21 protein-coding genes are annotated in these 21,752 nt (G+C 61.2%); 4 read left to right on the top strand and 17 right to left on the bottom strand.

Features of this window, described 5'->3' with window-relative positions:
• The first annotated feature begins 114 nt into the window (after window positions 1-114).
• Entirely contained in the window at window positions 115-399 is a 285-nt protein-coding gene (locus tag FXO12_RS27710) for a pyrimidine/purine nucleoside phosphorylase (protein WP_003226701.1), read from the top strand.
• A 47-nt stretch (window positions 400-446) separates the two neighbouring features.
• On the opposite strand, the gene FXO12_RS27705 is transcribed toward FXO12_RS27710, so the two are convergent.
• Together FXO12_RS27705 and FXO12_RS27700 are read right to left on the bottom strand one after the other, a co-directional pair.
• Complete coding sequence (locus FXO12_RS27705) at window positions 447-1,253, bottom strand: MOSC domain-containing protein (protein ID WP_060772683.1); 807 nt, start codon at window positions 1,251-1,253, stop codon at window positions 447-449.
• 38 nt (window positions 1,254-1,291) lie between these two features.
• Window positions 1,292-2,227, bottom strand: coding sequence for a chemotaxis protein CheV (locus FXO12_RS27700; protein ID WP_034126805.1), 936 nt, complete (start codon window positions 2,225-2,227; stop codon window positions 1,292-1,294).
• Window positions 2,228-2,774: 547 nt separating this feature from the next.
• On the opposite strand from FXO12_RS27700, the gene FXO12_RS27695 reads away from it, so the two are divergent.
• The 3 genes from FXO12_RS27695 (at window position 2,775) to FXO12_RS27685 (ending at window position 5,125) form a co-directional block, all read left to right on the top strand.
• Window positions 2,775-3,218, top strand: a complete 444-nt coding sequence (locus FXO12_RS27695; protein WP_169918712.1) for a hypothetical protein — start codon at window positions 2,775-2,777, stop codon at window positions 3,216-3,218.
• 357 nt (window positions 3,219-3,575) lie between these two features.
• On the top strand, window positions 3,576-4,469 hold the full coding sequence (locus tag FXO12_RS27690) for a sensor histidine kinase (RefSeq protein WP_057976964.1): 894 nt from the start codon (window positions 3,576-3,578) through the stop codon (window positions 4,467-4,469).
• Window positions 4,466-5,125 (top strand): response regulator transcription factor, encoded by a 660-nt coding sequence (locus FXO12_RS27685; protein WP_057976962.1) that lies wholly within the window; start codon window positions 4,466-4,468, stop codon window positions 5,123-5,125. Before FXO12_RS27690 ends, FXO12_RS27685 begins: the two co-directional genes overlap by 4 nt.
• Here the strand turns inward: FXO12_RS27685 and yegS are convergent.
• The 15 genes from yegS to flhA all read right to left on the bottom strand — a co-directional run bounded on the left by yegS (window position 5,084) and on the right by flhA (window position 20,500).
• Complete coding sequence (yegS, locus tag FXO12_RS27680; protein WP_057976960.1) at window positions 5,084-6,004, bottom strand: lipid kinase YegS; 921 nt, start codon at window positions 6,002-6,004, stop codon at window positions 5,084-5,086. The two genes, FXO12_RS27685 and yegS, sit on opposite strands and share 42 nt — an antisense overlap.
• A gap of 223 nt (window positions 6,005-6,227) precedes the next feature.
• The gene (locus FXO12_RS27675; RefSeq protein WP_057976958.1) at window positions 6,228-6,620 is read right to left on the bottom strand and encodes a DUF2802 domain-containing protein; all 393 of its coding nucleotides are present in this window, start codon (window positions 6,618-6,620) and stop codon (window positions 6,228-6,230) included.
• Window positions 6,621-7,103 (bottom strand): chemotaxis protein CheW, encoded by a 483-nt coding sequence (locus FXO12_RS27670; protein ID WP_003192896.1) that lies wholly within the window; start codon window positions 7,101-7,103, stop codon window positions 6,621-6,623.
• A 79-nt stretch (window positions 7,104-7,182) separates the two neighbouring features.
• Window positions 7,183-7,959 (bottom strand): CheW domain-containing protein, encoded by a 777-nt coding sequence (locus FXO12_RS27665; protein ID WP_054920403.1) that lies wholly within the window; start codon window positions 7,957-7,959, stop codon window positions 7,183-7,185.
• A complete protein-coding gene (locus FXO12_RS27660) occupies window positions 7,959-8,747 on the bottom strand; it encodes a ParA family protein (protein ID WP_014719332.1) in 789 nt (262 codons plus the stop codon). Before FXO12_RS27660 ends, FXO12_RS27665 begins: the two co-directional genes overlap by 1 nt.
• 51 nt (window positions 8,748-8,798) lie before the next feature.
• Window positions 8,799-9,686 carry a flagellar motor protein MotD gene (motD, locus tag FXO12_RS27655; RefSeq protein WP_057976952.1) on the bottom strand — a complete coding sequence of 296 codons (888 nt, stop codon included), beginning with the start codon at window positions 9,684-9,686 and terminating at the stop codon, window positions 8,799-8,801.
• A gap of 205 nt (window positions 9,687-9,891) precedes the next feature.
• Window positions 9,892-10,632 (bottom strand): flagellar motor protein, encoded by a 741-nt coding sequence (locus FXO12_RS27650; protein WP_003192902.1) that lies wholly within the window; start codon window positions 10,630-10,632, stop codon window positions 9,892-9,894.
• Window positions 10,632-11,762 carry a chemotaxis response regulator protein-glutamate methylesterase gene (locus FXO12_RS27645; RefSeq protein WP_034126798.1) on the bottom strand — a complete coding sequence of 377 codons (1,131 nt, stop codon included), beginning with the start codon at window positions 11,760-11,762 and terminating at the stop codon, window positions 10,632-10,634. Before FXO12_RS27645 ends, FXO12_RS27650 begins: the two co-directional genes overlap by 1 nt.
• 48 nt (window positions 11,763-11,810) lie before the next feature.
• On the bottom strand, window positions 11,811-14,021 hold the full coding sequence (locus FXO12_RS27640; RefSeq protein WP_060772682.1) for a chemotaxis protein CheA: 2,211 nt from the start codon (window positions 14,019-14,021) through the stop codon (window positions 11,811-11,813).
• 11 nt (window positions 14,022-14,032) lie between these two features.
• A complete protein-coding gene (locus tag FXO12_RS27635; protein ID WP_003192906.1) occupies window positions 14,033-14,821 on the bottom strand; it encodes a protein phosphatase CheZ in 789 nt (262 codons plus the stop codon).
• Window positions 14,822-14,839: 18 nt separating this feature from the next.
• A complete protein-coding gene (locus FXO12_RS27630; RefSeq protein ID WP_003192908.1) occupies window positions 14,840-15,214 on the bottom strand; it encodes a chemotaxis response regulator CheY in 375 nt (124 codons plus the stop codon).
• Window positions 15,215-15,381: 167 nt separating this feature from the next.
• Window positions 15,382-16,122, bottom strand: coding sequence for an RNA polymerase sigma factor FliA (gene fliA / locus FXO12_RS27625; protein WP_003192909.1), 741 nt, complete (start codon window positions 16,120-16,122; stop codon window positions 15,382-15,384).
• Window positions 16,119-16,952, bottom strand: a complete 834-nt coding sequence (gene fleN, locus FXO12_RS27620; protein WP_003192912.1) for a flagellar synthesis regulator FleN — start codon at window positions 16,950-16,952, stop codon at window positions 16,119-16,121. Before fleN ends, fliA begins: the two co-directional genes overlap by 4 nt.
• 105 nt (window positions 16,953-17,057) lie before the next feature.
• Window positions 17,058-18,374: a flagellar biosynthesis protein FlhF gene (gene flhF, locus FXO12_RS27615; protein WP_003192914.1), complete on the bottom strand. Its 1,317-nt coding sequence runs from the start codon at window positions 18,372-18,374 to the stop codon at window positions 17,058-17,060.
• Window positions 18,375-18,385: 11 nt separating this feature from the next.
• Window positions 18,386-20,500: a flagellar biosynthesis protein FlhA gene (gene flhA / locus FXO12_RS27610; RefSeq protein WP_060772681.1), complete on the bottom strand. Its 2,115-nt coding sequence runs from the start codon at window positions 20,498-20,500 to the stop codon at window positions 18,386-18,388.
• Window positions 20,501-21,752: the final 1,252 nt, after the last annotated feature.

Genomic DNA, 21,752 nt, shown 5'->3' with positions numbered 1-21,752 from the left:
GCTCCCCCAAAAAACGGGGACTGCTACGCAGTCAACGGGAGCAAGCTCCCTCGCCACAGAAGCCCGCGCCTGCAGTGATGAGCGTAAGCATCCATCTTTTCCGAGGATTCACCCATGTTCAAAGTCAACGAGTACTTCGACGGCACCGTCAAGTCGATCGCTTTCGGCACCGCAGAAGGGCCGGCGACCATCGGCGTGATGGCTCCGGGTGAATACGAATTCGGCACCGCCCAACGTGAAATCATGCACGTGGTCTCCGGCGCCCTGACCGTGAAGCTGCCCGACAGCAGCGACTGGGAAACCTTCGCTGCCGGCAGCCAGTTCAACGTACCGGCCAACAGCAAGTTCCAGTTGAAGGTTGCGGTGGACACCGCCTACCTGTGTGAATACCGCGGCTAAGCGGTACCCGGCACACAAAAAGCCCGTCTCCCACGAGACGGGCTTTTTTATTCCAGCACCGTTACCGGCATGCCGACTTCCAGGCGCCCGATGCCATCGTTGACCAGGTTCTGGCCGAACATCGCGCCCTTTTCGGTCTGGCGGTAGGTTTGCAGCGTCGCGAAAGGCTCGCGGTCGGGGCTGCGCTCACCGGTCTGGGGGTCGACTGTGGTGAGGATGCACCGCGAGCACGGCTTGACCACCCGAAACTCCACGTCGCCGATGCGCAAGCGCTTCCAACCGTCTTCGGCGAAAGCCTCGGCGCCCTCGATGACCAGGTTGGGACGAAAACGCAGCATCTGCATCGGGCGGCCGATCTTTTCACACAAGTCGTCGAGGGAGCCCTGGCCGATCAACAGCAACGGGTAGCCGTCAGCGAAGCCGACCTTGTCGTCATCCTTGCCATACCCGGCTTCGGTGGTGCGCGCACGTTCCAGGGGCAGTTGCACCAGGCGCGTCGGCTTGCCAATGAATGCGCTGACCCAGGCCGCGGCCTCATCGCCAGCATCCGGCACACGCAGCGTATCGCGCCAGATGGTCACACCACGCAGTTCGCCGGCGCTGCCCGGCAATGCCACATCCAAAGACGCGTAGCCCGGCGAACTCAGGGTCAGGCCCCCGCTGCTGTTCCACAACGCCGAGAGCTGGCTCATCTTCGCCACGGCCCGTTGCGTCAGGAACCGCCCGCTGGCTTCATCCACCAGCATCCAGCGTCGATCCCCGTCCAACCCGAGTTTATCCAGGCCAATCTGCTGCAAGGCTTCGGCCTTGCCGGACTTCAAGGGGTAACGGTACAACGCGCTGAGACGCAGCATGGGCCTGCCTTCCTAGGAAACAAAGTGTCATCCTAAAGTCAGGCGGGCATTTCGTCCAACATCAGTCGCTGGCGTACCACGTCCACCAGCTTGTCCGGCTGGAATTTGGAGAGGAAATTGTCGCAGCCGACCTTTTTGACCATCGAGTCATTGAAGCTGCCCGACAGCGAGGTGTGCATCACCACGTACAGACCACGCAGGCGCGGGTCGTTGCGGATTTCGGTAGTGAGACGGTAGCCATCCATCTCGGGCATTTCGGCGTCGGTGAAGATCATCAGCAGTTTGTCGGTCATCACCTGGCCGCTGTCGGCCCACGCCTTGAGCATGTTCAGTGCCTTGAGACCGTCGCTGGCGACGTGCATCTTCACGCCCAACTGGCCCAGGGTGTCACGCAACTGCGACAACGCCACGTTGGAATCATCCACCAGAAGCACTTCGCGGCCACGGGCACGCTCCAGCACCGGATCTTCAAGTTTGTCCCGGGAGACCTTGGCGTTGTAGGGCACGATCTCGGCGAGGACTTTTTCCACGTCGATGATTTCCACCAGTTGCTCATCGACCTTGCTGATGGCGGTGAGGTAGTGCTGGCGACCGGCGCTGGTCGGCGGCGGCAGGATGGCTTCCCAGTTCATGTTGACGATGCGGTCGACGCCGCCCACCAGGAACGCCTGCACCGAGCGATTATATTCGGTGACGATAATGGTGCTGTTGGGGCCCGGCACCAAAGGACGCATGCCGATGGCCTGGGACAGATCGATCACCGGCAGGGTCTGGCCACGCAGGTTGACCACCCCACACACGAACGGGTGGCGCTGGGGCATCAGGGTCAGCTTGGGCAACTGCAGCACTTCCTGCACTTTGAACACGTTGATCGCGAACAACTGCCGTCCGAAGAGGCGGAACATGAGAATTTCCAGGCGATTCTCACCCACCAATTGCGTGCGTTGATCTACCGTGTCGAGAATGCCGGCCATTAAAAGCTCCTGGTGTACACGCCGCAGGCGCGTGAAAGGGTATGCAGCTGTATAAGCACGTTATCGGCGGCAAGCGCCGGACCTTGACCCCAATAAAATGCCATGTAAATCCATTGATGTCACACTGACATCATGCTTTACTGCTTGGGCCCTTGATGCTCTATCAAGCCGCCTTGCGCGACAGTCGAATTGACGTGCAGTTCCGCCACATAGGGGATTCCCCTATACGCAATCAGGCCCAACCTGATATTCGCGATATCTAATAGCCATTAATGTGACGCCATTCTCATTGCATGAATGGAGTCAGGCTTTTGTTTGCCCACCCAAGCCCTTGGTCTACGGGCCTTTCAGGCACTCACGTATCGGCAACTGAAGTTGCGTCATCCCGCCTAACAGCGGTTAAAGGCGGCATTCGTGAGTTTTTCAATAAACGTCCTACTGGATTATCGGAAGCAACCTACACGCCCCAGTCGTATTTCAGCGCTAGTTTTAAGCCATTCACCCGGTGCGACATCTCATCACCCGACCTTAAGTTGTGGAGACTTGCATGATGAATAGCGCGAACGAATGGCAAACCGCGCTTCCCGAGTTTCTGCTGGAAGCCGAAATGCTGCTGGCCAAGTCCGAGGAATGCCTGAACCACCTGCATTTGATCCGCAATGACAGCGACGCCATCGACTGCATGAAAACCAGCTTGGCCAAACTGGCAGAAAAAGCCGATGGCCTGGCCTTGCAGGCGATCAGCGAGTTCTCCCGGCATATTCAATACCTGATCGCCAATGCCGTGAGCCCGGTGCAACTGCATGACCAGGCCCTGGAGGCGTTGCACGACTGCCTGAGGTTACTGGCTTGGCAACTGGAGCTGATTGACATCCGTACCGGGGAACTGGGCCTGGATGACAGTGAGCAAACTTCGCTGATTGCCACGGTGACCTCGCAGATTCCGCAAAAAGACTACGGCCATCAGCAGCGTCTACAGCAGAGGTCTTAAATCAAGGAGAGGTCGTATTTAATACCCGTGTTATCTAAAAGCGACCGTTTAAGCCAAAGATGAAACACTTCTAGAGACTGAAGAAATATCAATTAGCCAGCACCTTAAAATTGTACAAATCAGTCTAACTAATACAACTCAAGAGCGCTGGCCTGACCGTCAGGGCATTGCCGTGGTTAATATATCGAGGGAGGAATATGCCAGGCGACCAACGGTAATAGTGGTGGTACCATGCACCGCTCGAAATGAAGCAACTTCATTATGGATAACCACGATCCGGCACCGCACTCTCGACAGAGCCCAGTCAACCGCCGTGACCGGTCTTCGCGCAGTGAACCCTCATTGGCTCCATCCGCTATGTACGCCAGCCTCAAGTCACTCATCGCAAGGTTCGTGTCCCGCCGCCATGCGCGCGCCCTCATCCTTGCCCTGTGCCTGTGCTCAGTGCTGGTCAGCCTGTGGGTTTACCTGCAAGGCGCGCCGCTGCCATTAGTGATTGTGTTGCTCAACCTAGTCACGTTGGCAGTGGTCGCCCTGCACCAGTGGCGCTCGCGCAAAGCCATCAAGTTCCAGCCCCAGGAGCTGGCCGACCGCCTGCTGCAAGTCCAGGAAAACGAACGCCACCGCCTCAGCCGCGAGCTGCACGATGACATCGGCCAACTGCTGACCGCCGCCAAGTTGCAGAGCGAATGGTTGCAGCGTCGACTGCCCCAAGACCTGCAAATTCATTGCTCGGTGCTATGCAATACGCTCAATGAAACCCTGGCCAAGGTGCGCGACGTGTCCGCCATTCTCAACCCTCGCCAACTGGCAAGCCTGGGGCTGGAAGCCAGCCTGCGCGCGCACCTGCTCAAGGCCCTGGAAAATACCCAGGTGTGCTGGAGCCTGGAGTGTCAGCAACGCCTCACCGGCATTCCCGAAGAAATGGCCGTGGCGGCCTTTCGCATCACCCAGGAAGCGGTCACCAACATGCTGCGCCATGCGAAGGCACACAACCTGCTGGTGCGCCTGCAACGCTTGCCGGAAGGGCTGTCACTGACGATATGCGATGACGGTCAGGGCTTCGCACCTGCCGCCGACCCCGGCAAGGAAGGCCAACGGGGCATGGCCGGCATGTGCGAACGGGCCCACCAGTTGGGCGGCACCGTGTCCGTCAGCAGCCAGCCGGGCAACGGCACACGCATCCACGCACTTTTCCCCTGGCCCCCCCGCGCCCTCGAACGGGCCAGTGCCCATAAGGTTCTCCGGTGACCTGCAATCTGCTCCTGGTCGATGACCATGCCTTGATCCGCGCCGGCGTGCGTGCACTGATCCTGGATATCCCCGGCTACGCCGTCGTTGGAGAGGCCAGCGATGGCGCGCAACTGCTTGAGAAATTCTGCGCCCTGCAGCCCGACATTGTGCTGCTGGACCTGTCGATGAAACACACCGGGGGCCTGGATGCCTTGCAGCAACTCAAGCGCGCCTACCCCAAGTGCAAAGTGCTGATCCTGTCGATGCACACCGATCCCGAGATGATCATGCGCGCCCTTGAGTCTGGTGCCCACGGCTACCTGCTCAAGGACACCACCGCCAACGAGCTGGAACATGCCCTGCAGGCGCTGCGTAACAACGAACGCTACCTGAGCCCCGCCATCGCCCACACAGTGATCAACCAGGCGCTGATCCGTAGCCAGGACTCCAGCGCGCCTGTCGCCCACAGCCACAACCTGACGGCGCGACAACTGGAAATCCTGCGCTTGATCGTGCGCGGCAAATCCACCCGGGAAATTGCCCATGGCCTGGGCCTGAGTATCAAGACCGTCGAAGCCCACCGCTCGCAGATCATGAAGCGCTTGCAGATTTTTGACGTGGCGGGCCTGGTGCTATTTGCCGTGCGTGAGCAGATCATCAGCCTGGACGACTAACGGCGAACCCAGCGGCAAGTGCACGCGCAGGGCATTGGGCAGCGCCTCGAAGTGCAGGTCGTCGCCTTCCAGCGGCTCGCCGTCGAGGTTGATGTACAAGCCTTGTGCGACCTTGATCTTCACCCAGGGCAGGCGTGCGCGCACGAACATGGTGTCCAGGCCCCAGCCGTTGTTCATCAACTCACGCAACGTGCCGACCACCTCTTGAGGCGCCGGCAAGATGCTGACATCCAACAGCCCGTCATCAGCCAATGCTCCGGGGCACAGCACATGCCCGCCACCGGCCTGGCGACCGTTGCCGATGCCCAACGCGAGCAACTCGCCTTTCCAATGGAAATCCGGGCCTTCCAATTCACCGTAGGCGGCTTTCAATTCACTGAAGCGGGTTAAACCGGTGAACAGGTACGCGGCACCGCCCAAGACCTTCTTCAGGTCTTCGGAGGTGTTGGCCGTGACCTGGCTGCCAAAACCACCGGTGGCCATATTCAGGAAGATTTGCCCACCGACCTGGCCCAGGTCGATCGCCCTGGGCTGTACGTCCAGCAAGGCCAGGGCGCCAGCCGGCTCCAACGGCACGCCGGCGGCCTTGGCGAAATCATTGGCGGTGCCCAGGGGCATCAGCACCAGGCTGGCGTCAGTGTTGGCATGGGCCATGGCTTCGGCCACATCGCGCAAGGTGCCGTCGCCACCGCCGGCAATGATATGGGTGTACCCCTCGGCCAGGGCTTCATTGACCAGTCGCCGGGCATCACCGCCCTCCCAGGTCACCCGCACCGCCAACTCCCCACCCTGCTCACGCCGCGACAGCACAGCAGCGCGCACATCCTCGTTGAGGGCTTGTTTGCCGTGGAGGATCAACAGGGCTTTGGGGGCGGTCATTTGGGAGAATCTCCTGGGTCAAGGTGCTTGAAGGATGTTGACCTTTGGGGAACAGGAAAAGTCTGTGGCTGGAGAAAATTGATTGAGGTATGCAGATCAAAATGTGGGCTGTCAGGCAGATAGATGTCGGCTGGCAGGCCGTCATCGCAGGCAAGCCAGCTCCCACAGTTGGATCGTTGGGCGCAAGGTAGAGAAGCGTCGGCTGCCAGGCCGCTATCGAGAATCAGCCCTTGTGCAACTTGCTCATCAACTGCGCCTCAGCCTGGGTCAGCCCGCACGACTGGGTCAACTCATCCACCGTCGCCCCCATGCCAACCAGCTTGGCCGCCTGGGCAAACGACAGGTTCGACGGATCACGCTGCTCCAACTGCACCAACCTGTCGGGCAACGGCGCGAGAATCGCGCGCAGTTCATGCACTTCATCCCCAACCCGCACCGCACTTTGCTGGAAGTGATCAACACGCTTGACCAGTTCCAGAATGCGCCGGTCGCGCACCGCATCGCGCTCGGCCTGTTGCAAGGCTGACTCCCGCTGCTGGCGCATAGAGCGCAGCACAAACGCCAAGGTCCCGGCCCACAACAGGGCCAGGACAATCACCGCTGCCTCAAGGAACAATCAGATGCTCTCCAGTTCCGACCATTCTTCTTCGCTCATCATCTTGTCCAGCTCAACCAGAATCAGCAGTTCGCCGTTCTTGTTGCACACGCCCTGGATGAACTTGGCCGACTCTTCGTTACCCACGTTCGGTGCGGTTTCCACTTCCGATTGGCGCAGGTAAACCACCTCGGCCACGCTGTCGACCAGGATGCCGACCACTTGCTTGTCGGCCTCGATGATCACAATACGGGTGTTGTCGCTGACTTCAACCGTGTCCAGGCCGAACCGCTGGCGGGTGTCGATCACCGTCACCACATTGCCGCGCAGGTTGATGATGCCCAGCACGTAGCTTGGCGCGCCTGGAACCGGGGCGATCTCGGTGTAGCGCAGCACTTCCTGCACGCGCATCACGTTGATGCCGTAGGTTTCGTTGTCCAGCTTGAAGGTCACCCATTGCAGGATCGGATCATCCAAACCTTGTGCGGACGCTGACTTGTTCATTCATCTGACCCCTTCAAATGCCGCTATCGACGGCGTGTGTGCACGTAGGCCGCGCAACCGCACGGCCCTTATTGTTCAATCAACTGCGTTTGTTCTGTGGCATTGCCTTCACCGCACCGCTGGCGATCAACTCGGCCAGTTCGGCGACATCCAGCAACGCGCACATGTGTTCAATCACCGTGCCCGCCAGCCACGGCCGCTGGCCGCGGTGGCTGCGCCATTTGATTTCATTGGGGTCCAGGCGCAACGAGCGGCTGACTTGATGCACCGCCAGCCCCCACTCGTAGCCCTGCACCGAGATCACGTATTGCAGGCCCTGGCGAAAATCATCGCGGTAGCGGTCGGGCATCACCCAACGCGCCGTATCCAGCACCTTGAGGTTGCCGGCCTGGCTGGGCAGGATGCCGAGGAACCACTCCGGCTGCCCGAACAGCGGCGTCAGCTCCTGGCCTTCCAGGGAATAGATCGAGCCCAGGCACACCAGCGGCACCGCCAGGGTCAACCCGGCGACGTCGAACAGCAGGCACTCGAACGGCTCGGCAGCCCATGAGGGGCGACCGTCGCCCGTCATCGGCGGCGGCGTGATGCTGGGCGGCAGGTGCACGTCCACCAGCGGTTCGACCACCGGGGGCGCCACCACCGCCGGGGCGCTTGGCACCACCACCTGCGCATCCCGTGCCTGTTCTTCCATCACCGCCTGCTGGAATTCATCCAGCGGGCTTTCGGGTTCGACAGCAGGCTCAAGTACCAGAATCGGTTCTGGCAGTTCCTCGGCCGTCGCATCCTGCAGCAAGGCATCCAGGTAGGATTCCAGAGCCAGTTGCGGGCGGGTCTTGAATTCGACAGGACGGTTCATCACGCCACCTGCGCCACAAGCTGTTGCGACAGCAGGTGCTTGAGCAACGCACGGTAGGCCAGCACGCCACGGCTCTTGCCGTCGAACTGCGACGGTGTGAGCCCGGCACGGCTGGCGTCACGCAGGCGCGTGTCCACCGGGATGTAGCCATTCCAGATGGTGTCCGGGTAGGCATCGCGCAATACGCGCAAGGTGCCGAGGGACGCCTGGGTGCGACGGTCGAACAAGGTCGGCACGATACTGAACGGCAGCGCCTGCTTGCGCGAACGGTTGATCATCGCCAGGGTGCTGACCATACGCTCCAGGCCCTTGACCGCCAGGTGCTCGGTCTGCACCGGGATCACCAATTGCTGGCTGGCCGCCAACGCATTGACCATCAGCACGCCGAGCAACGGCGGGCTGTCGATGATCGCGTAATCGAAGTCCTGCCACAGCTGCGCCAGGGTCTTGGCGATCACCAGGCCCAGGCCGCTCTGGCCTGGCGACTGGCGCTCCAGGGTGGCCAGGGCAGTGCTCGACGGCAGCAGGGAAATGCTTTCGTTGCTGGTGGGCAACAGCAGTTGCCCAGGCAGATCCGCCGGCACGCTGCCCTTGTGCAAAAACAGGTCATAGCAGCTGTGTTCCAGCGCATCCGGGTCGTAGCCGAAATAGCTGGTCATGGAACCGTGGGGGTCCAGGTCGACCACGACCACACGCTTGCCCGCTTCGGCCAGCAAACCGGCCAAGGCGATGGAAGTGGTGGTCTTGCCGACTCCACCCTTTTGATTGGCAACTGCCCAGACTCTCATTCGGTTGGTTCCTCCCGGCGGGCACAGGCGCGACCGAGACATTGCATACGGTTATTGAGCCAGCGACGGAGAATTGACGTTACTCGGTCGGACCGGCGGCTTGACAACGGGCGGTGCAGTTTGTGTGCCAGCACGCTTCAACGCCGCATCCGGGGTGGCATTGGCAGTGCCAGTACCGGTCAGGCTGCGACGCACATCCAGGTTGCGCGAGACCACCAGCACCACCCGGCGGTTACGGGCGCGGCCTTCCACCGTGGCGTTATTGGCCACCGGCTGGAATTCACCATAGCCCACCGACGCCAGGCGCTGGGGGTTCACGCCCTGCATGGCCAACATGCGCACGATGCTCGACGCGCGGGCCGAGGACAGTTCCCAGTTGGTCGGGTACTGCGCGGTGCTGATGGGGAAATTGTCGGTGAAGCCTTCCACGTGGATCGGGTTTTCAAACGGTTTGAGGATCGCCGCCACCTTGTCGATGATCGTGAACGCCTGGTCACTGGGCAACGCATCGGCACTGGCGAACAACAGACTGGAGTTCAGCTCGATCTCCACCCACAACTCATTGCCGCGCACGGTCATCTGGTTGGAGCTGATCAGGTCGCCAAAGGCGGCACTGATATCGTCGGCGATACTTTTGAGCGGGTCGCTGGTGCCTTGGATGCCGGCGGCGGTTTCATCACTGTCATTGACCAGGGGCTTGGCCGGGGTCACCGTCTTGGGCCGCTCTTCGCCGATGGGGATCGGCTTGATCGCCCGCTCGGCATCGTTGAACACGCCGACCAGCGCCAGGGAAATGATCTTGTACTTGCCTTCGTTGATCGACGAGATCGAGTACATCACCACGAAAAACGCGAACAGCAAGGTGATGAAGTCCGCGTAGGACACCAGCCAGCGTTCGTGGTTGACGTGCTCTTCAGGCTCGCGACGGCGACGGCTCACAGGCAAATACCTCCCTGACCGCTATTGGCCGCTTTACTGTGGCGAGCGAGCTTGCTCGCGCTGGGGCGCGAAGCGGCCCCCATCCAGGCAACGCGTTTGTTCAGACAGATTGCGGTACCTGGTTTTGGGGCTGCTTCGCAGCCCAGCGCGAGCAAGCTCGCTCGCCACATAAAGCTCACTGGCCACAGGTCAATGTGCATACCCATCAATCCATGAAGCCCTGAAGCTTCAATTCGATGGAGCGCGGGTTTTCGCCCTCGGCAATCGACAGGATGCCTTCGAGCAACATTTCGCGATAACGCGACTGGCGCATGGCAATCGACTTGAGCTTGCTGGCCACCGGCAGCAACACCAGGTTGGCACTGGCCACGCCGTAGATGGTCGCGACAAATGCCACGGCAATGCCGCTGCCCAGTTGCGAAGGGTCGGCCAGGTTGCCCATCACGTGGATCAGGCCCATCACCGCGCCGATGATGCCAATGGTCGGCGCATAGCCGCCCATGCTTTCAAAGACTTTGGCCGCATTGATGTCACGGCTTTCCTGGGTGTAGAAATCCACTTCGAGGATGCTGCGGATCGCTTCCGGTTCGGCGCCATCGACCAACAGTTGCAGGCCTTTGCGCGCGTAGCTGTCAGGCTCGGCATCGGCCACGCCTTCCAGGCCCAGCAGGCCTTCCTTGCGGGCGGTGAGGCTCCAATTGACCACACGGTCGATACCGCCTGCCAGGTCGACCCGTGGCGGAAAAATGATCCACACCAGAATCTGCATGGCACGCTTGAATGAGCTCAGGGGCGACTGCAACAACGCCGCGCCCACGGTGCCACCGATCACGATCAGCGCTGCCGGGCCGTTGGCCAAGGCGCCGAGGTGGCCGCCTTCCAGGTAGTTGCCACCAATGATGGCGACAAACGCCATGGTGATGCCGATCAGGCTCAACACATCCATCAGAGGCAGGCCTCCACCAGGTGCTTGCCGATGTCGTCCAGGCTGTAGACCGCATCGGCCAGGTCAGCCTTGACGATGGCCATGGGCATGCCATAGATCACGCAACTGGCTTCATCCTGGGCCCAGATGGCGCTACCGCCCTGTTTGAGCAGGCGCGCACCTTCACGGCCATCGGCGCCCATACCGGTGAGCACCACCGCCAGAACTTTGTCGCCATAGGACTTGGCTGCAGAACCGAAGGTGATGTCCACGCACGGCTTATAGTTCAGGCGCTCATCGCCCGGCAGGATTTTGATCGCGCCACGCCCGTCCACCATCATCTGCTTGCCGCCCGGCGCCAGCAGTGCCAGGCCAGGACGCAGGATGTCGCCATCCTCGGCTTCCTTGACGGTAATACGGCACAGCTTGTCCAGGCGCTCGGCGAAGGCTTTGGTGAACGCCGCCGGCATGTGTTGCACCAGCACAATCGGCGCCGGGAAGTTGGCCGGCAGTTGGGTCAGGACCCGCTGCAAGGCCACCGGGCCGCCAGTGGAGGTGCCGATGGCGACCAGTTTGTAAGCCTTGCGCTTGGGCGCGGGCGAATGCGCACTCGGCGCTGCGGCGGCACGTACCGGCGCTACCGCAGGCCGGGCCACGGGCGCAGGCGCCGGGCGCGCAAACGACGAGGTCGGCGCCGCTGCTGCGGGCGCAGGCGTGGCAGCTGGCGCGGGCGTGCTGAACAAGCTGCGACGGTTACTGCGGGAAATGCTGTGCACCTTCTCGCACAGCATCTGCTTGACCTTGTCAGGGTTGCGCGAGATGTCTTCGAAATTCTTCGGCAAAAAGTCCACCGCGCCGGCATCCAAAGCGTCGAGGGTCACCCGCGCGCCTTCGTGAGTCAGCGAGGAAAACATCAATACCGGTGTAGGGCAGCGTTGCATGATGTGGCGCACGGCCGTGATGCCATCCATCATCGGCATCTCGTAGTCCATGGTGATCACGTCCGGCTTCAAGGCAATGGCTTGATCGATCGCCTCTTTGCCGTTGGTGGCCGTGCCGACCACCTGGATCGTTGGATCAGCGGAAAGAATTTCCGAGACGCGGCGGCGGAAGAAACCCGAATCGTCCACCACCAGGACCTTGACTGCCATAAACACTCCGTTAGGCGGGGCGGGCATGACCGCCCTGCCCCTCCAGAATCAAATACGCCGTGCGGCGTAACGCTTGAGCATGCTTGGAACATCGAGAATCAGCGCGATGCGACCGTCACCGGTAATGGTCGCGCCCGACATGCCCGGGGTGCCCTGCAGCATCTTGCCCAAAGGCTTGATCACCACTTCTTCCTGGCCCACCAGTTGATCGACCACAAAGCCGATGCGCTGGGTGCCCACGGACAGAATCACCACATGGCCTTCGCGCTGTTCTTCATGGGCGGCCGAGGCCACCAGCCAGCGCTTGAGGTAGAACAGCGGCAACGCTTTGTCGCGCACGATCACCACTTCCTGGCCGTCCACCACGTTGGTGCGCGACAGGTCGAGGTGGAAGATCTCGTTGACGTTGACCAGCGGGAAGGCGAACGCCTGGTTGCCCAGCATCACCATCAGGGTCGGCATGATCGCCAGGGTCAACGGCACCTTGATGACGATCTTGGAGCCCTGGCCCTTGGTCGAGTAGATATTGATCGAGCCGTTGAGCTGGCTGATCTTGGTCTTCACCACGTCCATGCCCACGCCACGCCCGGACACGTCGGAGATCTCGGTCTTGGTCGAAAACCCCGGGGCAAAGATCAGGTTGTAGCACTCGGTATCGGTGAGGCGGTCGGCGGCGTCCTTGTCCATCACGCCGCGCTTGACCGCGATATTGCGCAAGATGGTCGGGTCCATGCCTTTGCCGTCATCGGTGATCGACAGCAGGATGTGGTCGCCCTCTTGCTCCGCCGCCAAAATCACTTTGCCGTTGCGGGACTTGCCGGCGGCTTCGCGTTCTTCCGGGGTTTCTACACCGTGGTCGACCGCGTTGCGCACCAAGTGGACCAGCGGGTCGGCCAGGGCCTCGACGAGGTTTTTGTCGAGGTCGGTTTCTTCGCCCACCAGCTCCAGGTTGATTTCTTTCTTGAGCTGGCGCGCCAGGTCGCGAACCAGGCGCGGGAAACGGCCGAAGACTTTCTTGATCGGCTGCATCCGCGTTTTCATCACCGCGGTTTGCAGGTCGGCGGTGACCACGTCGAGGTTCGACACGGCCTTCTGCATGGCTTCGTCGCCACTGTTCAGGCCCAGGCGCACCAGGCGGTTACGCACCAGCACCAGTTCGCCCACCATGTTCATGATGTCGTCCAGGCGCGCGGTATCCACGCGCACGGTGGTTTCGGCTTCGCTGGCGGGTTTTTCCGCAGCAGCCGGCGCGGCTGCACGCGCAGGGGCCGGGGCGGCAGCAGGTGCTGGCTTGGCAGCCGGCGCAGGTTTGGCAGCAACCGGTGCCGCAGTGGCAGCGGCTGGCGCTGTAACCTGGGCGGCAGCGGCCGGGGCCACTTCGCTGAACTTGCCTTTGCCGTGCAACTCGTCGAGCAGGGCTTCGAATTCGTGATCGGAGATCAACCCGTCACCGGCCGGTGCGGTACTGGCCGCTGGCGCAGCGGCGGCGGCAGTCGCCGCCACCTCGGGCAGGGCTTCGGCCACAAAAGTGCCTTTGCCATGCAGTTGGTCGAGCAGTGCCTCGAACTCGTCGTCGGTGATGTCGGTGCTGGCGTTGGCAGCGGGTGCTTCTGGCGCAGCGGCAGGCGGGGCCACGGCATCTGCTGCGAACTGGCCTTTGCCGTGCAACTGGTCGAGCAACGACTCGAATTCGGCGTCGGTAATGTCTTCACTGCTCGGCGTCGCGGCAGGCTGCACCGGCGCTTCAGCCTCGGCCTTGACCGCGCTGAGGGAGTTGAGCAGTTGTTCGAACTCGCTGTCGGTCACGTCCGGCTCGGCTTGCGCCACCGGTTCCGGTGCGGCCTCGACCACCGGCGCAGCCGCGGTGTCGGCAGGTTCGGCCAGGCGCGCCAGGGCGGCCAGCAGTTCCGGGGTGGCAGCGGTGATCGGTGCACGTTCACGCACCTGGCTGAACATGCCGTTGACCGCATCCAGTGCTTCGAGAATCACGTCCATCAATTCCGAGTCGACGTGACGCTCACCCTTGCGCAGGATGTCGAAGACGTTCTCGGCGATGTGGCAGCACTCCACCAGCTCATGGAGCTGGAGGAAGCCGGCGCCCCCTTTTACAGTGTGAAAACCGCGAAAAATTGCATTGAGCAGGTTCGCATCATCCGGTCGGCTTTCCAGCTCGACCAGTTGTTCGGACAGTTGCTCTAGAATTTCGCCGGCCTCTACAAGGAAATCCTGAAGGATTTCTTCATCGGCGCCGAAGCTCATGTGGGTGCTCCTTAGAAGCCTAAACTGGATAACAGGTCATCTACGTCATCCTGACCTGACACAACGTCTTCACGTTTATCGGCATGAATCTGCGGACCTTCACCCTTGGCGAGATGTTTTTGTGGATCTTTTTCCGAGAGGATCGCTTCGCGGTCATGTTCGATGCCGGCAAAACGATCGACCTGGCCGGCCATCAGCACCAATTTGAGCAAGTTGCTTTCCACTTCGGTGACCAACTGAGTCACGCGCTTGATCACCTGGCCGGTGAGGTCCTGGTAATCCTGGGCCAGCAGGATGTCGTTGAGGTTGCTGGCCACCGTGCGGTTTTCCTGTTCGCTGCGCGACAGGAACCCGTCGACGCGACGCGCCAATTCACGAAATTCTTCAGCGCCGACTTCGCGGCGCATGAAGCGGCCCCAGTCCTGGCTCAAGGCCTGGGCTTCGGTGGCCATGCCGTTGACCAGGGGCGTGGCGTTTTCCACCAGGTCCATGGTGCGGTTGGCCGCTGCCTCGGTCAGCCTGACCACATAGGACAGGCGCTCAGTGGCATCAGTGATCTGGGAAATTTCTTCGGCCTGGGGCATGCGCGGGTCAATCTGGAAATTGACGATTGCGCTGTGCAGCTCGCGTGTGAGCTTGCCCACTTCCTGGTACAGGCCGCGGTCACGGGTCTGGTTAAGCTCATGGATCAACTGCACCGCATCGGCGAACTGGCCTTTTTCCAGGCTGTCGACCAACTGGTGAGCATGTTTTTTCAGGGTCGACTCAAAGTCGCCCTGTGACGTTTCGTTATGCTCCATAGCTCCCCCGCGATGGCATTAGCCGTGGATGCGTTCGAAGATTTTCTCGATCTTCTCTTTCAAGGCCAGTGCCGTGAATGGCTTGACCACGTAACCGTTGACCCCGGCTTGGGCGGCTTCGATGATCTGTTCGCGCTTGGCTTCGGCGGTCACCATCAGCACAGGCAGGCTGCGCAGTTTTTCATCGGCGCGCACATGGCGCAGCAGGTCGATACCGGTCATGCCCGGCATGTTCCAGTCGGTCACCAGAAAGTCGATGCTCCCGCTGTTGAGGATCGGAATGGCCGTCAGGCCGTCATCCGCCTCGACCGTGTTGGTGAACCCAAGGTCACGCAACAGGTTTTTTATGATCCGCCGCATCGTTGAGAAGTCATCAACGATGAGGATTTTCATGTTCTTGTCCAATTCGACCTCCAAGCAGTCTTAAACGCGCCCAGCACCTGGACGCGCCATTTCAATCAACAGGCGTTACACAAAAAGGACTGCCCAGGGCACCACGGCACATAGCCGCGAAACCTTGCGATCTCACGGCAGCGTCTGCAGTGCCCCCACACTGCCTGTCAGCGCGCGCGCCACTCGGCCAATCGGCCCCGCAAGCGGGCTGCGCACTGGCTATGCAACTGGCTGACACGCGATTCGCTGACCCCCAGTACCTCACCGATTTCCTTGAGGTTCAGCTCTTCGTCGTAGTACAGCGCCAGCACCAGCCGCTCACGCTCTGGCAAATTGGCGATTGCATCGGCCAACGCGCCCTGGAAACGTTCATCTTCCAGGTCGCGCGACGGCTCCGTATGCGCGCTCGCGCCGTCCTCGTGCAGCCCTTCGTGCTCGCCGTCCTGTAAAAGGTCGTCGAAACTGAACAGGCGGCTGCCCAAGGTATCGTTCAAAATCCCGTAGTAATCGTCGAGACTCAATTGGAGTTCGGCCGCAACTTCATGATCTTTAGCGTCACGACCGGTTTTTGCTTCAATTGCACGAATTGCATCGCTGACCATGCGCGTATTGCGGTGTACCGAACGCGGCGCCCAATCGCCTTTACGCACTTCATCGAGCATCGCGCCACGGATACGGATACCCGCATACGTTTCGAAACTGGCACCCTTGCTGGCGTCGTATTTGGTCGAGACTTCAAGCAGGCCGATCATGCCGGCCTGGATCAAGTCTTCGACCTGCACACTCGCGGGCAGGCGCGCCAACAGGTGATAGGCAATGCGCTTGACCAACGGCGCATAGCGCTCGATCAATTCGCCCTGGCTGTCACGTGCCGACTTTTTGTAAAGGTTGTAGCCGCTGGATGTCATAGCACCGGTCCTGCGCTCGTCTGATGCACCAAACGCTCGACGAAAAACTCCAGATGCCCCCGCGGGTTGGCGGGCAACGGCCAGGTATCGACCTTCTGGGCAATGGCCTTGAACGCCAGTGCGCATTTCGAACGAGGGAACGCTTCGTAGACCGCACGCTGCTTTTGCACGGCCTTGCGCACACACTCGTCATAGGGAACTGCGCCGACGTATTGTAAGGCCACATCGAGGAAGCGATCCGTGACCTTGGTCAACTTGGCGAACAGGTTGCGCCCTTCCTGCGGGCTCTGGGCCATGTTGGCCAACACGCGAAAGCGGTTCATGCCGTAGTCACGGTTAAGCAGCTTGATCAGCGCGTAGGCGTCGGTGATGGAGGTGGGTTCGTCGCACACCACCAACAGCACTTCCTGCGCTGCGCGCACAAAGCTGACCACCGACTCGCCGATCCCGGCGGCGGTGTCGATCACCAGCACGTCGAGGTTGTCGCCGATGTCGCTGAACGCCTGGATCAGCCCAGCATGCTGCGCGGGGCTCAGGTGCACCATGCTCTGGGTGCCCGAGGCCGCCGGCACGATGCGAATGCCTCCGGGGCCCTGGAGCAGCACGTCGCGCAGCTCACAACGGCCTTCGATCACATCGGCCAGGGTATGTTTGGGTGTCAGCCCCAGCAGAACGTCCACGTTCGCCAAGCCCAGGTCAGCATCCAGCAGCATGACGCGACGGCCAAGCTCTGCCAGGGCCAGGGACAAATTCACTGACACGTTAGTTTTCCCGACGCCACCTTTGCCGCCGGTCACCGCGATCACCTGTACGGGATGCATGCTGCCCATTTTATTTCTTTACCTTGTCTTGCTTAGACGCAGGCTACATGGCTTGGCCGCGTGAATCGCTTGCAGACCATCGATGTAGGTACATTTCACGGTGTTCATCCTGCCTCAACCCACCCGTTTAGCCGGGTGGTGGTAAAGGTCGGCGAACATATCGGCCATCGCTTCCTCGCTAGGCTCGTCTTGCATTTGCACACTCACGGCACGGCTGACCAACTGATGACGGCGCGGCAGATGCAGATCATCCGGGATCCGCGGCCCGTCGGTGAGGTAGGCAACCGGTAATTCATGGCTGATGGCCAGGCTCAACACCTCGCCCAGGCTCGCGGTTTCATCGAGCTTGGTGAGGATGCAACCGGCCAGGCCGCAACGCTTGTAACTGTGATAAGCAGCGGTAAGAACCTGTTTCTGGCTGGTGGTTGCAAGCACCAGGTAATTTTTTGACTTGATGCCTCGCCCGGCCAGGCTTTCGAGCTGCATGCGCAGCGCCGGATCACTGGCTTGCAGGCCGGCGGTATCGATCAGCACCACGCGCTTGCGCAGCAACGGGTCGAGGGCATTGGCCAGGGACTGGCCCGGGTCAACATGGGTTACCGGCACGTTGAGGATGCGGCCCAGGGTCTTGAGCTGCTCCTGAGCGCCGATACGGTAACTGTCCATGCTCACCAGGGCGATATTCTGCGCGCCGTATTTAAGCACGTAACGGGCCGCCAGCTTTGCCAGGGTGGTGGTCTTGCCCATGCCGGCGGGGCCGACCATGGCGATTACACCGCCCTCTTCCAGGGGTTCGATTTCCGGCGTGGCAATCATGCGCGCCAAGTGCGCCAGCAGCATGCGCCAGGCCTGGCGCGGCTCCTCGACTTCAGCGGTCAAGGCCAGCAGGTCGCGGGACAACGGGCCGGACAGGCCGATGCGTTGCAGGCGACGCCAGAGGTTGGCTTGCTGCGGCTTGCTGCCTTGCAGTTGGGTCCAGGCCAGCGAGCCGAGCTGCACTTCGAGCAATTCACGCAGGCCGTTGAGTTCAAAACGCATCGAGTCAATCACGCGCTGGTCAACTGCGGCAGCCGGGGCAGGCGCTGCAGGACGCGGCGGTTCGACAAAGGTGGGTTCAACCAGCGGCTCCGCGGCGGTCAGCGGCAGGCCGGCAAACAGCTGGCGATTGGTGCTGGCATCGCTGTCGCCACGCATGCTCAGTTCAGCCTGGGCCGACACAATGCGCGAGGCGGTCTTGCGCAGCTCGTCTTCGAGCTCCATGTTTGGCACGCGCGGGGCCAGCGCCTGGGGCGTGTAATCCAAGGCAGCCGTCAGCTCGACACCGCCGGCAATCCGACGGTTACCGATAATCGCGGCATCGGCGCCCAGCTCATCACGGACCAGTTTCATGGCCTGACGCATATCGGCGGCGAAAAAACGCTTAACTTGCATAACCCACTACCTCAGCCATTGGGCCCAACTGTCGCGACAATAGTCACTTGCTTATTGTCAGGAATTTCCTGGTAAGCCAACACGTGCAAATTCGGTACAGCCAGGCGTCCGAACCGCGACAACATCGCGCGAACCGGGCCGGCCACCAGCAGGATCACCGGATTGCCCTGCATTTCCTGGCGCTGTGCGGCGTCGATCAACGAACGCTGCAGCTTTTCAGCCATGCTTGGCTCCAGTAAAACGCCCTCTTCCTGGCCTTGCCCTGCCTTCTGAATACTATTGAGCAATATTTGTTCCAACCTGGGCTCCAGGGTGATCACAGGCAGCTCCGACTCAGTCCCTACAATGCTTTGCACGATTGCGCGGGACACGCCGACACGCACCGCCGCCACCAGAGCGGCAGTATCTTGACTCTTGGCGGCATTGTTGGCGATGGCCTCGGCAATGCTGCGAATGTCGCGCACGGGCACCTGTTCGGCCAACAGCGCTTGCAACACCTTGAGCAACTGCGACAGTGACAGCACGCCAGGCACCAGCTCTTCGGCCAGTTTTGGCGACGATTTGGCCAGCAAGCTCATCAATTGCTGGACTTCCTCGTGGCCGATCAACTCGTGGGAGTGCTTGTAGAGAATCTGGTTGAGGTGCGTGGCGACCACGGTGCTGGCATCCACCACGGTGTAACCGAGGGACTGCGCCTGGCTGCGCTGGCTGACTTCGATCCACACCGCTTCCAGGCCGAAAGCCGGATCTTTGGCGGTAATGCCGTTGAGGGTACCGAACACTTGGCCGGGGTTGATCGCCAGTTCGCGGTCCGGGTAGATCTCGGCTTCGGCCAGGATTACCCCCATCAGGGTCAGGCGATAAGCGCTGGGGGCCAGGTCGAGGTTGTCACGGATATGCACAGTGGGCATCAAGAAACCCAGGTCCTGGGACAGCTTCTTGCGCACACCCTTGATCCGCGCCAGCAGTTGCCCACCCTGGTTGCGGTCGACCAGCGGGATCAGGCGGTAACCGACTTCCAGGCCGATCATGTCGATGGGCGTGACGTCGTCCCAGCCCAACTCCTTGGTTTCCTGGGCGCGGGCCGGGGATGGCAGCAGCTCCTGTTGACGGGCGATTTCCTGCTGGGCCTGGACTTTGACCTGGTTCTGCTTTTTCCAGAACAGGTACGCCGCACCACCCGCCAGGGCCGCCATGCTCAGGAACGAGAAGTGCGGCATGCCCGGCACAATGCCCATGATCGCCATGATGCCCGCCGCCACGGCCAGGGCCTTGGGCGAAGCGAACATCTGCCGACTGATCTGCTTGCCCATGTCTTCGGAGCCCGAAGCACGGGTAACCATGATGGCCGCCGCTGTGGATAACAACAGTGATGGCAATTGCGCCACTAAACCGTCACCGATGGTCAGCAAGGCATACACCTTGCCGGCATCGCCGAATGTCATGCCGTGCTGAAACATACCGACGGCCACACCGCCGATCAGGTTGATGAACAGAATCAACAGGCCGGCGATGGCGTCGCCGCGCACAAACTTGCTGGCACCGTCCATGGAGCCGTAGAACTCGGCTTCCTGGGCGACTTCCGCCCGACGGGCCTTGGCTTGGCCCTGGTCGATCAGGCCGGCGTTGAGGTCGGCGTCGATGGCCATCTGCTTGCCGGGCATGGCGTCGAGGGTAAACCGCGCGCTCACCTCGGAAATCCGCCCGGCGCCCTTGGTCACCACGACGAAGTTGATGATCATCAGGATCGCGAACACCACGATACCGACCACGTAGTTACCGCCGATGACCACCTCACCGAAGGCCTGGATTACCTTGCCGGCGGCGGCGTGGCCGTCCTGGCCGTGGAGCATCACCACCCGCGTGGAAGCGACGTTCAATGCCAGACGCAGCAGGGTCGCCACCAGCAGAATCGTCGGGAACACCGCGAAATCCAGCGGCCGCAAGGCGTACACGCACACCAGCAACACAACGACGGACAGGGCAATGTTGAAGGTAAAGAACACGTCGAGCAGGAACGGCGGCATCGGCAACATCATCATTGCCAGCATCACCAGCAACAACAACGGCACACCCAGATTGCCCCGCGACAGGTCAGTCAGGGTGCCACGGGCCGTGTTGAGCATTTGAGAGCGATCTACCACCGGTATTCCTCGGGTCCTTGAAGCAAAGTTTTGACGCTGGAAGGCGACTTGGAGGCGGGGTTGCAAGAAGCCTTCCAACTTTGCTTTCGGGGCCGATTTTCGAGTGGTAAACCGATTCAAGTGTGGGAGTTGGCTTGCCTGCGATGCGGTGTGTCAGGCGCACGACTTGAGTACTCTGCAAGGGTGACGCAGAGCGTCACGCGATGCGTTCCCACGCGGGAGCGTGGGAACGATCAAGAGGCTTGATACCTGAGGCTAGAACAATAACGCGGTTCCCTCGATCACTCCCACGCTCTGCGTGGGAATGCCGCCTGGGACGCTCCGCGTCCCGAGCCAGGCGCACGACTTGAGCACTCTGCAAGGGTGACGCAGAGCGTCACGCGATGCGTTCCCACGCGGGAGCGCGGGAACGATCAAGAGGCTTGATACCTGAGGCTAGAACAATAACGCGGTTCCCTCGATCATTCCCACGCTCTGCGTGGGAATGCCGCCTGGGACGCTCCGCGTCCCGAGCCAGGCGCACAACTTGAGCACTCTGCAAGGGTGACGCAGAGCGTCACGCGATGCGTTCCCCACGCGGGAGCGTGGGAACGATCAAGAGGCTTGATACCTGAGGCTAGAACAATAACGCGGTTCCCTCGATCATTCCCACGCTCTGCGCGGGAATGCCGCCTGGGACGCTCCGCGTCCCGAGCCAGGCGCACGACTTGAGCACTCTGCAAGGGTGACGCAGAGCGTCACGCGATGCGTTCCCACGCGGGAGCGTGGGAACGATCAAGAGGCTTGATACCTGAGGCTAGAACAATAACGCGGTTCCCTGGATCATTCCCACGCTCTGCGCGGGAATGCCGCCTGGGACGCTCCGCGTCCCGAGCCAGGCGCACGACTTGAGCACTCTGCAAGGGTGACGCAGAGCGTCACGCGATGCGTTCCCCACGCGGGAGCGTGGGAACGATCAAGAGGCTTGATACCTGAGGCTAGAACAATAACGCGGTTCCCTCGATCATTCCCACGCTCTGCGCGGGAATGCCGCCTGGGACGCTCCGCGTCCCGAGCCAGGCGCACGACTTGAGCACTCTGCAAGGGTGACGCAGAGCGTCATGCGATGCGCTCCCACGCGGGAGCGTGGGAACGATCAAGAGGCTTGATACCTGAGGCTAGAACAATAACGCGGCTCCCTGGATCATTCCCACGCTCTGCGTGGGAATGCCGCCTGGGACGCTCCGCGTCCCGA

This window comes from Pseudomonas sp. J380 (assembly GCF_009827115.1).
In the GTDB taxonomy this organism is placed as follows: domain Bacteria; phylum Pseudomonadota; class Gammaproteobacteria; order Pseudomonadales; family Pseudomonadaceae; genus Aquipseudomonas; species Aquipseudomonas paracarnis.
Note: the sequence above shows the minus strand (reverse complement) of the source record. Positions and strands in the feature narration are given on the sequence as shown.

Coding starts and splice junctions, on each gene's coding strand:
- FXO12_RS27670 (WP_003192896.1), bottom strand. CDS start 7,103: ATGAACAAGTCAGCGTCCGCACAAGGTTTGGATGATCCGATCCTGCAA.
- FXO12_RS27710 (WP_003226701.1), top strand. CDS start 115: ATGTTCAAAGTCAACGAGTACTTCGACGGCACCGTCAAGTCGATCGCT.
- FXO12_RS27705 (WP_060772683.1), bottom strand. CDS start 1,253: ATGCTGCGTCTCAGCGCGTTGTACCGTTACCCCTTGAAGTCCGGCAAG.
- FXO12_RS27630 (WP_003192908.1), bottom strand. CDS start 15,214: ATGAAAATCCTCATCGTTGATGACTTCTCAACGATGCGGCGGATCATA.
- FXO12_RS27650 (WP_003192902.1), bottom strand. CDS start 10,632: ATGGATGTGTTGAGCCTGATCGGCATCACCATGGCGTTTGTCGCCATC.
- FXO12_RS27635 (WP_003192906.1), bottom strand. CDS start 14,821: ATGGAGCATAACGAAACGTCACAGGGCGACTTTGAGTCGACCCTGAAA.
- FXO12_RS27690 (WP_057976964.1), top strand. CDS start 3,576: ATGTACGCCAGCCTCAAGTCACTCATCGCAAGGTTCGTGTCCCGCCGC.
- flhA (WP_060772681.1), bottom strand. CDS start 20,500: ATGCTCAACACGGCCCGTGGCACCCTGACTGACCTGTCGCGGGGCAAT.
- FXO12_RS27645 (WP_034126798.1), bottom strand. CDS start 11,762: ATGGCAGTCAAGGTCCTGGTGGTGGACGATTCGGGTTTCTTCCGCCGC.
- FXO12_RS27660 (WP_014719332.1), bottom strand. CDS start 8,747: ATGAGAGTCTGGGCAGTTGCCAATCAAAAGGGTGGAGTCGGCAAGACC.
- FXO12_RS27665 (WP_054920403.1), bottom strand. CDS start 7,959: ATGAACCGTCCTGTCGAATTCAAGACCCGCCCGCAACTGGCTCTGGAA.
- fleN (WP_003192912.1), bottom strand. CDS start 16,952: ATGGGCAGCATGCATCCCGTACAGGTGATCGCGGTGACCGGCGGCAAA.
- FXO12_RS27700 (WP_034126805.1), bottom strand. CDS start 2,227: ATGGCCGGCATTCTCGACACGGTAGATCAACGCACGCAATTGGTGGGT.
- fliA (WP_003192909.1), bottom strand. CDS start 16,122: ATGACATCCAGCGGCTACAACCTTTACAAAAAGTCGGCACGTGACAGC.
- yegS (WP_057976960.1), bottom strand. CDS start 6,004: ATGACCGCCCCCAAAGCCCTGTTGATCCTCCACGGCAAACAAGCCCTC.
- FXO12_RS27695 (WP_169918712.1), top strand. CDS start 2,775: ATGATGAATAGCGCGAACGAATGGCAAACCGCGCTTCCCGAGTTTCTG.
- FXO12_RS27640 (WP_060772682.1), bottom strand. CDS start 14,021: ATGAGCTTCGGCGCCGATGAAGAAATCCTTCAGGATTTCCTTGTAGAG.
- flhF (WP_003192914.1), bottom strand. CDS start 18,374: ATGCAAGTTAAGCGTTTTTTCGCCGCCGATATGCGTCAGGCCATGAAA.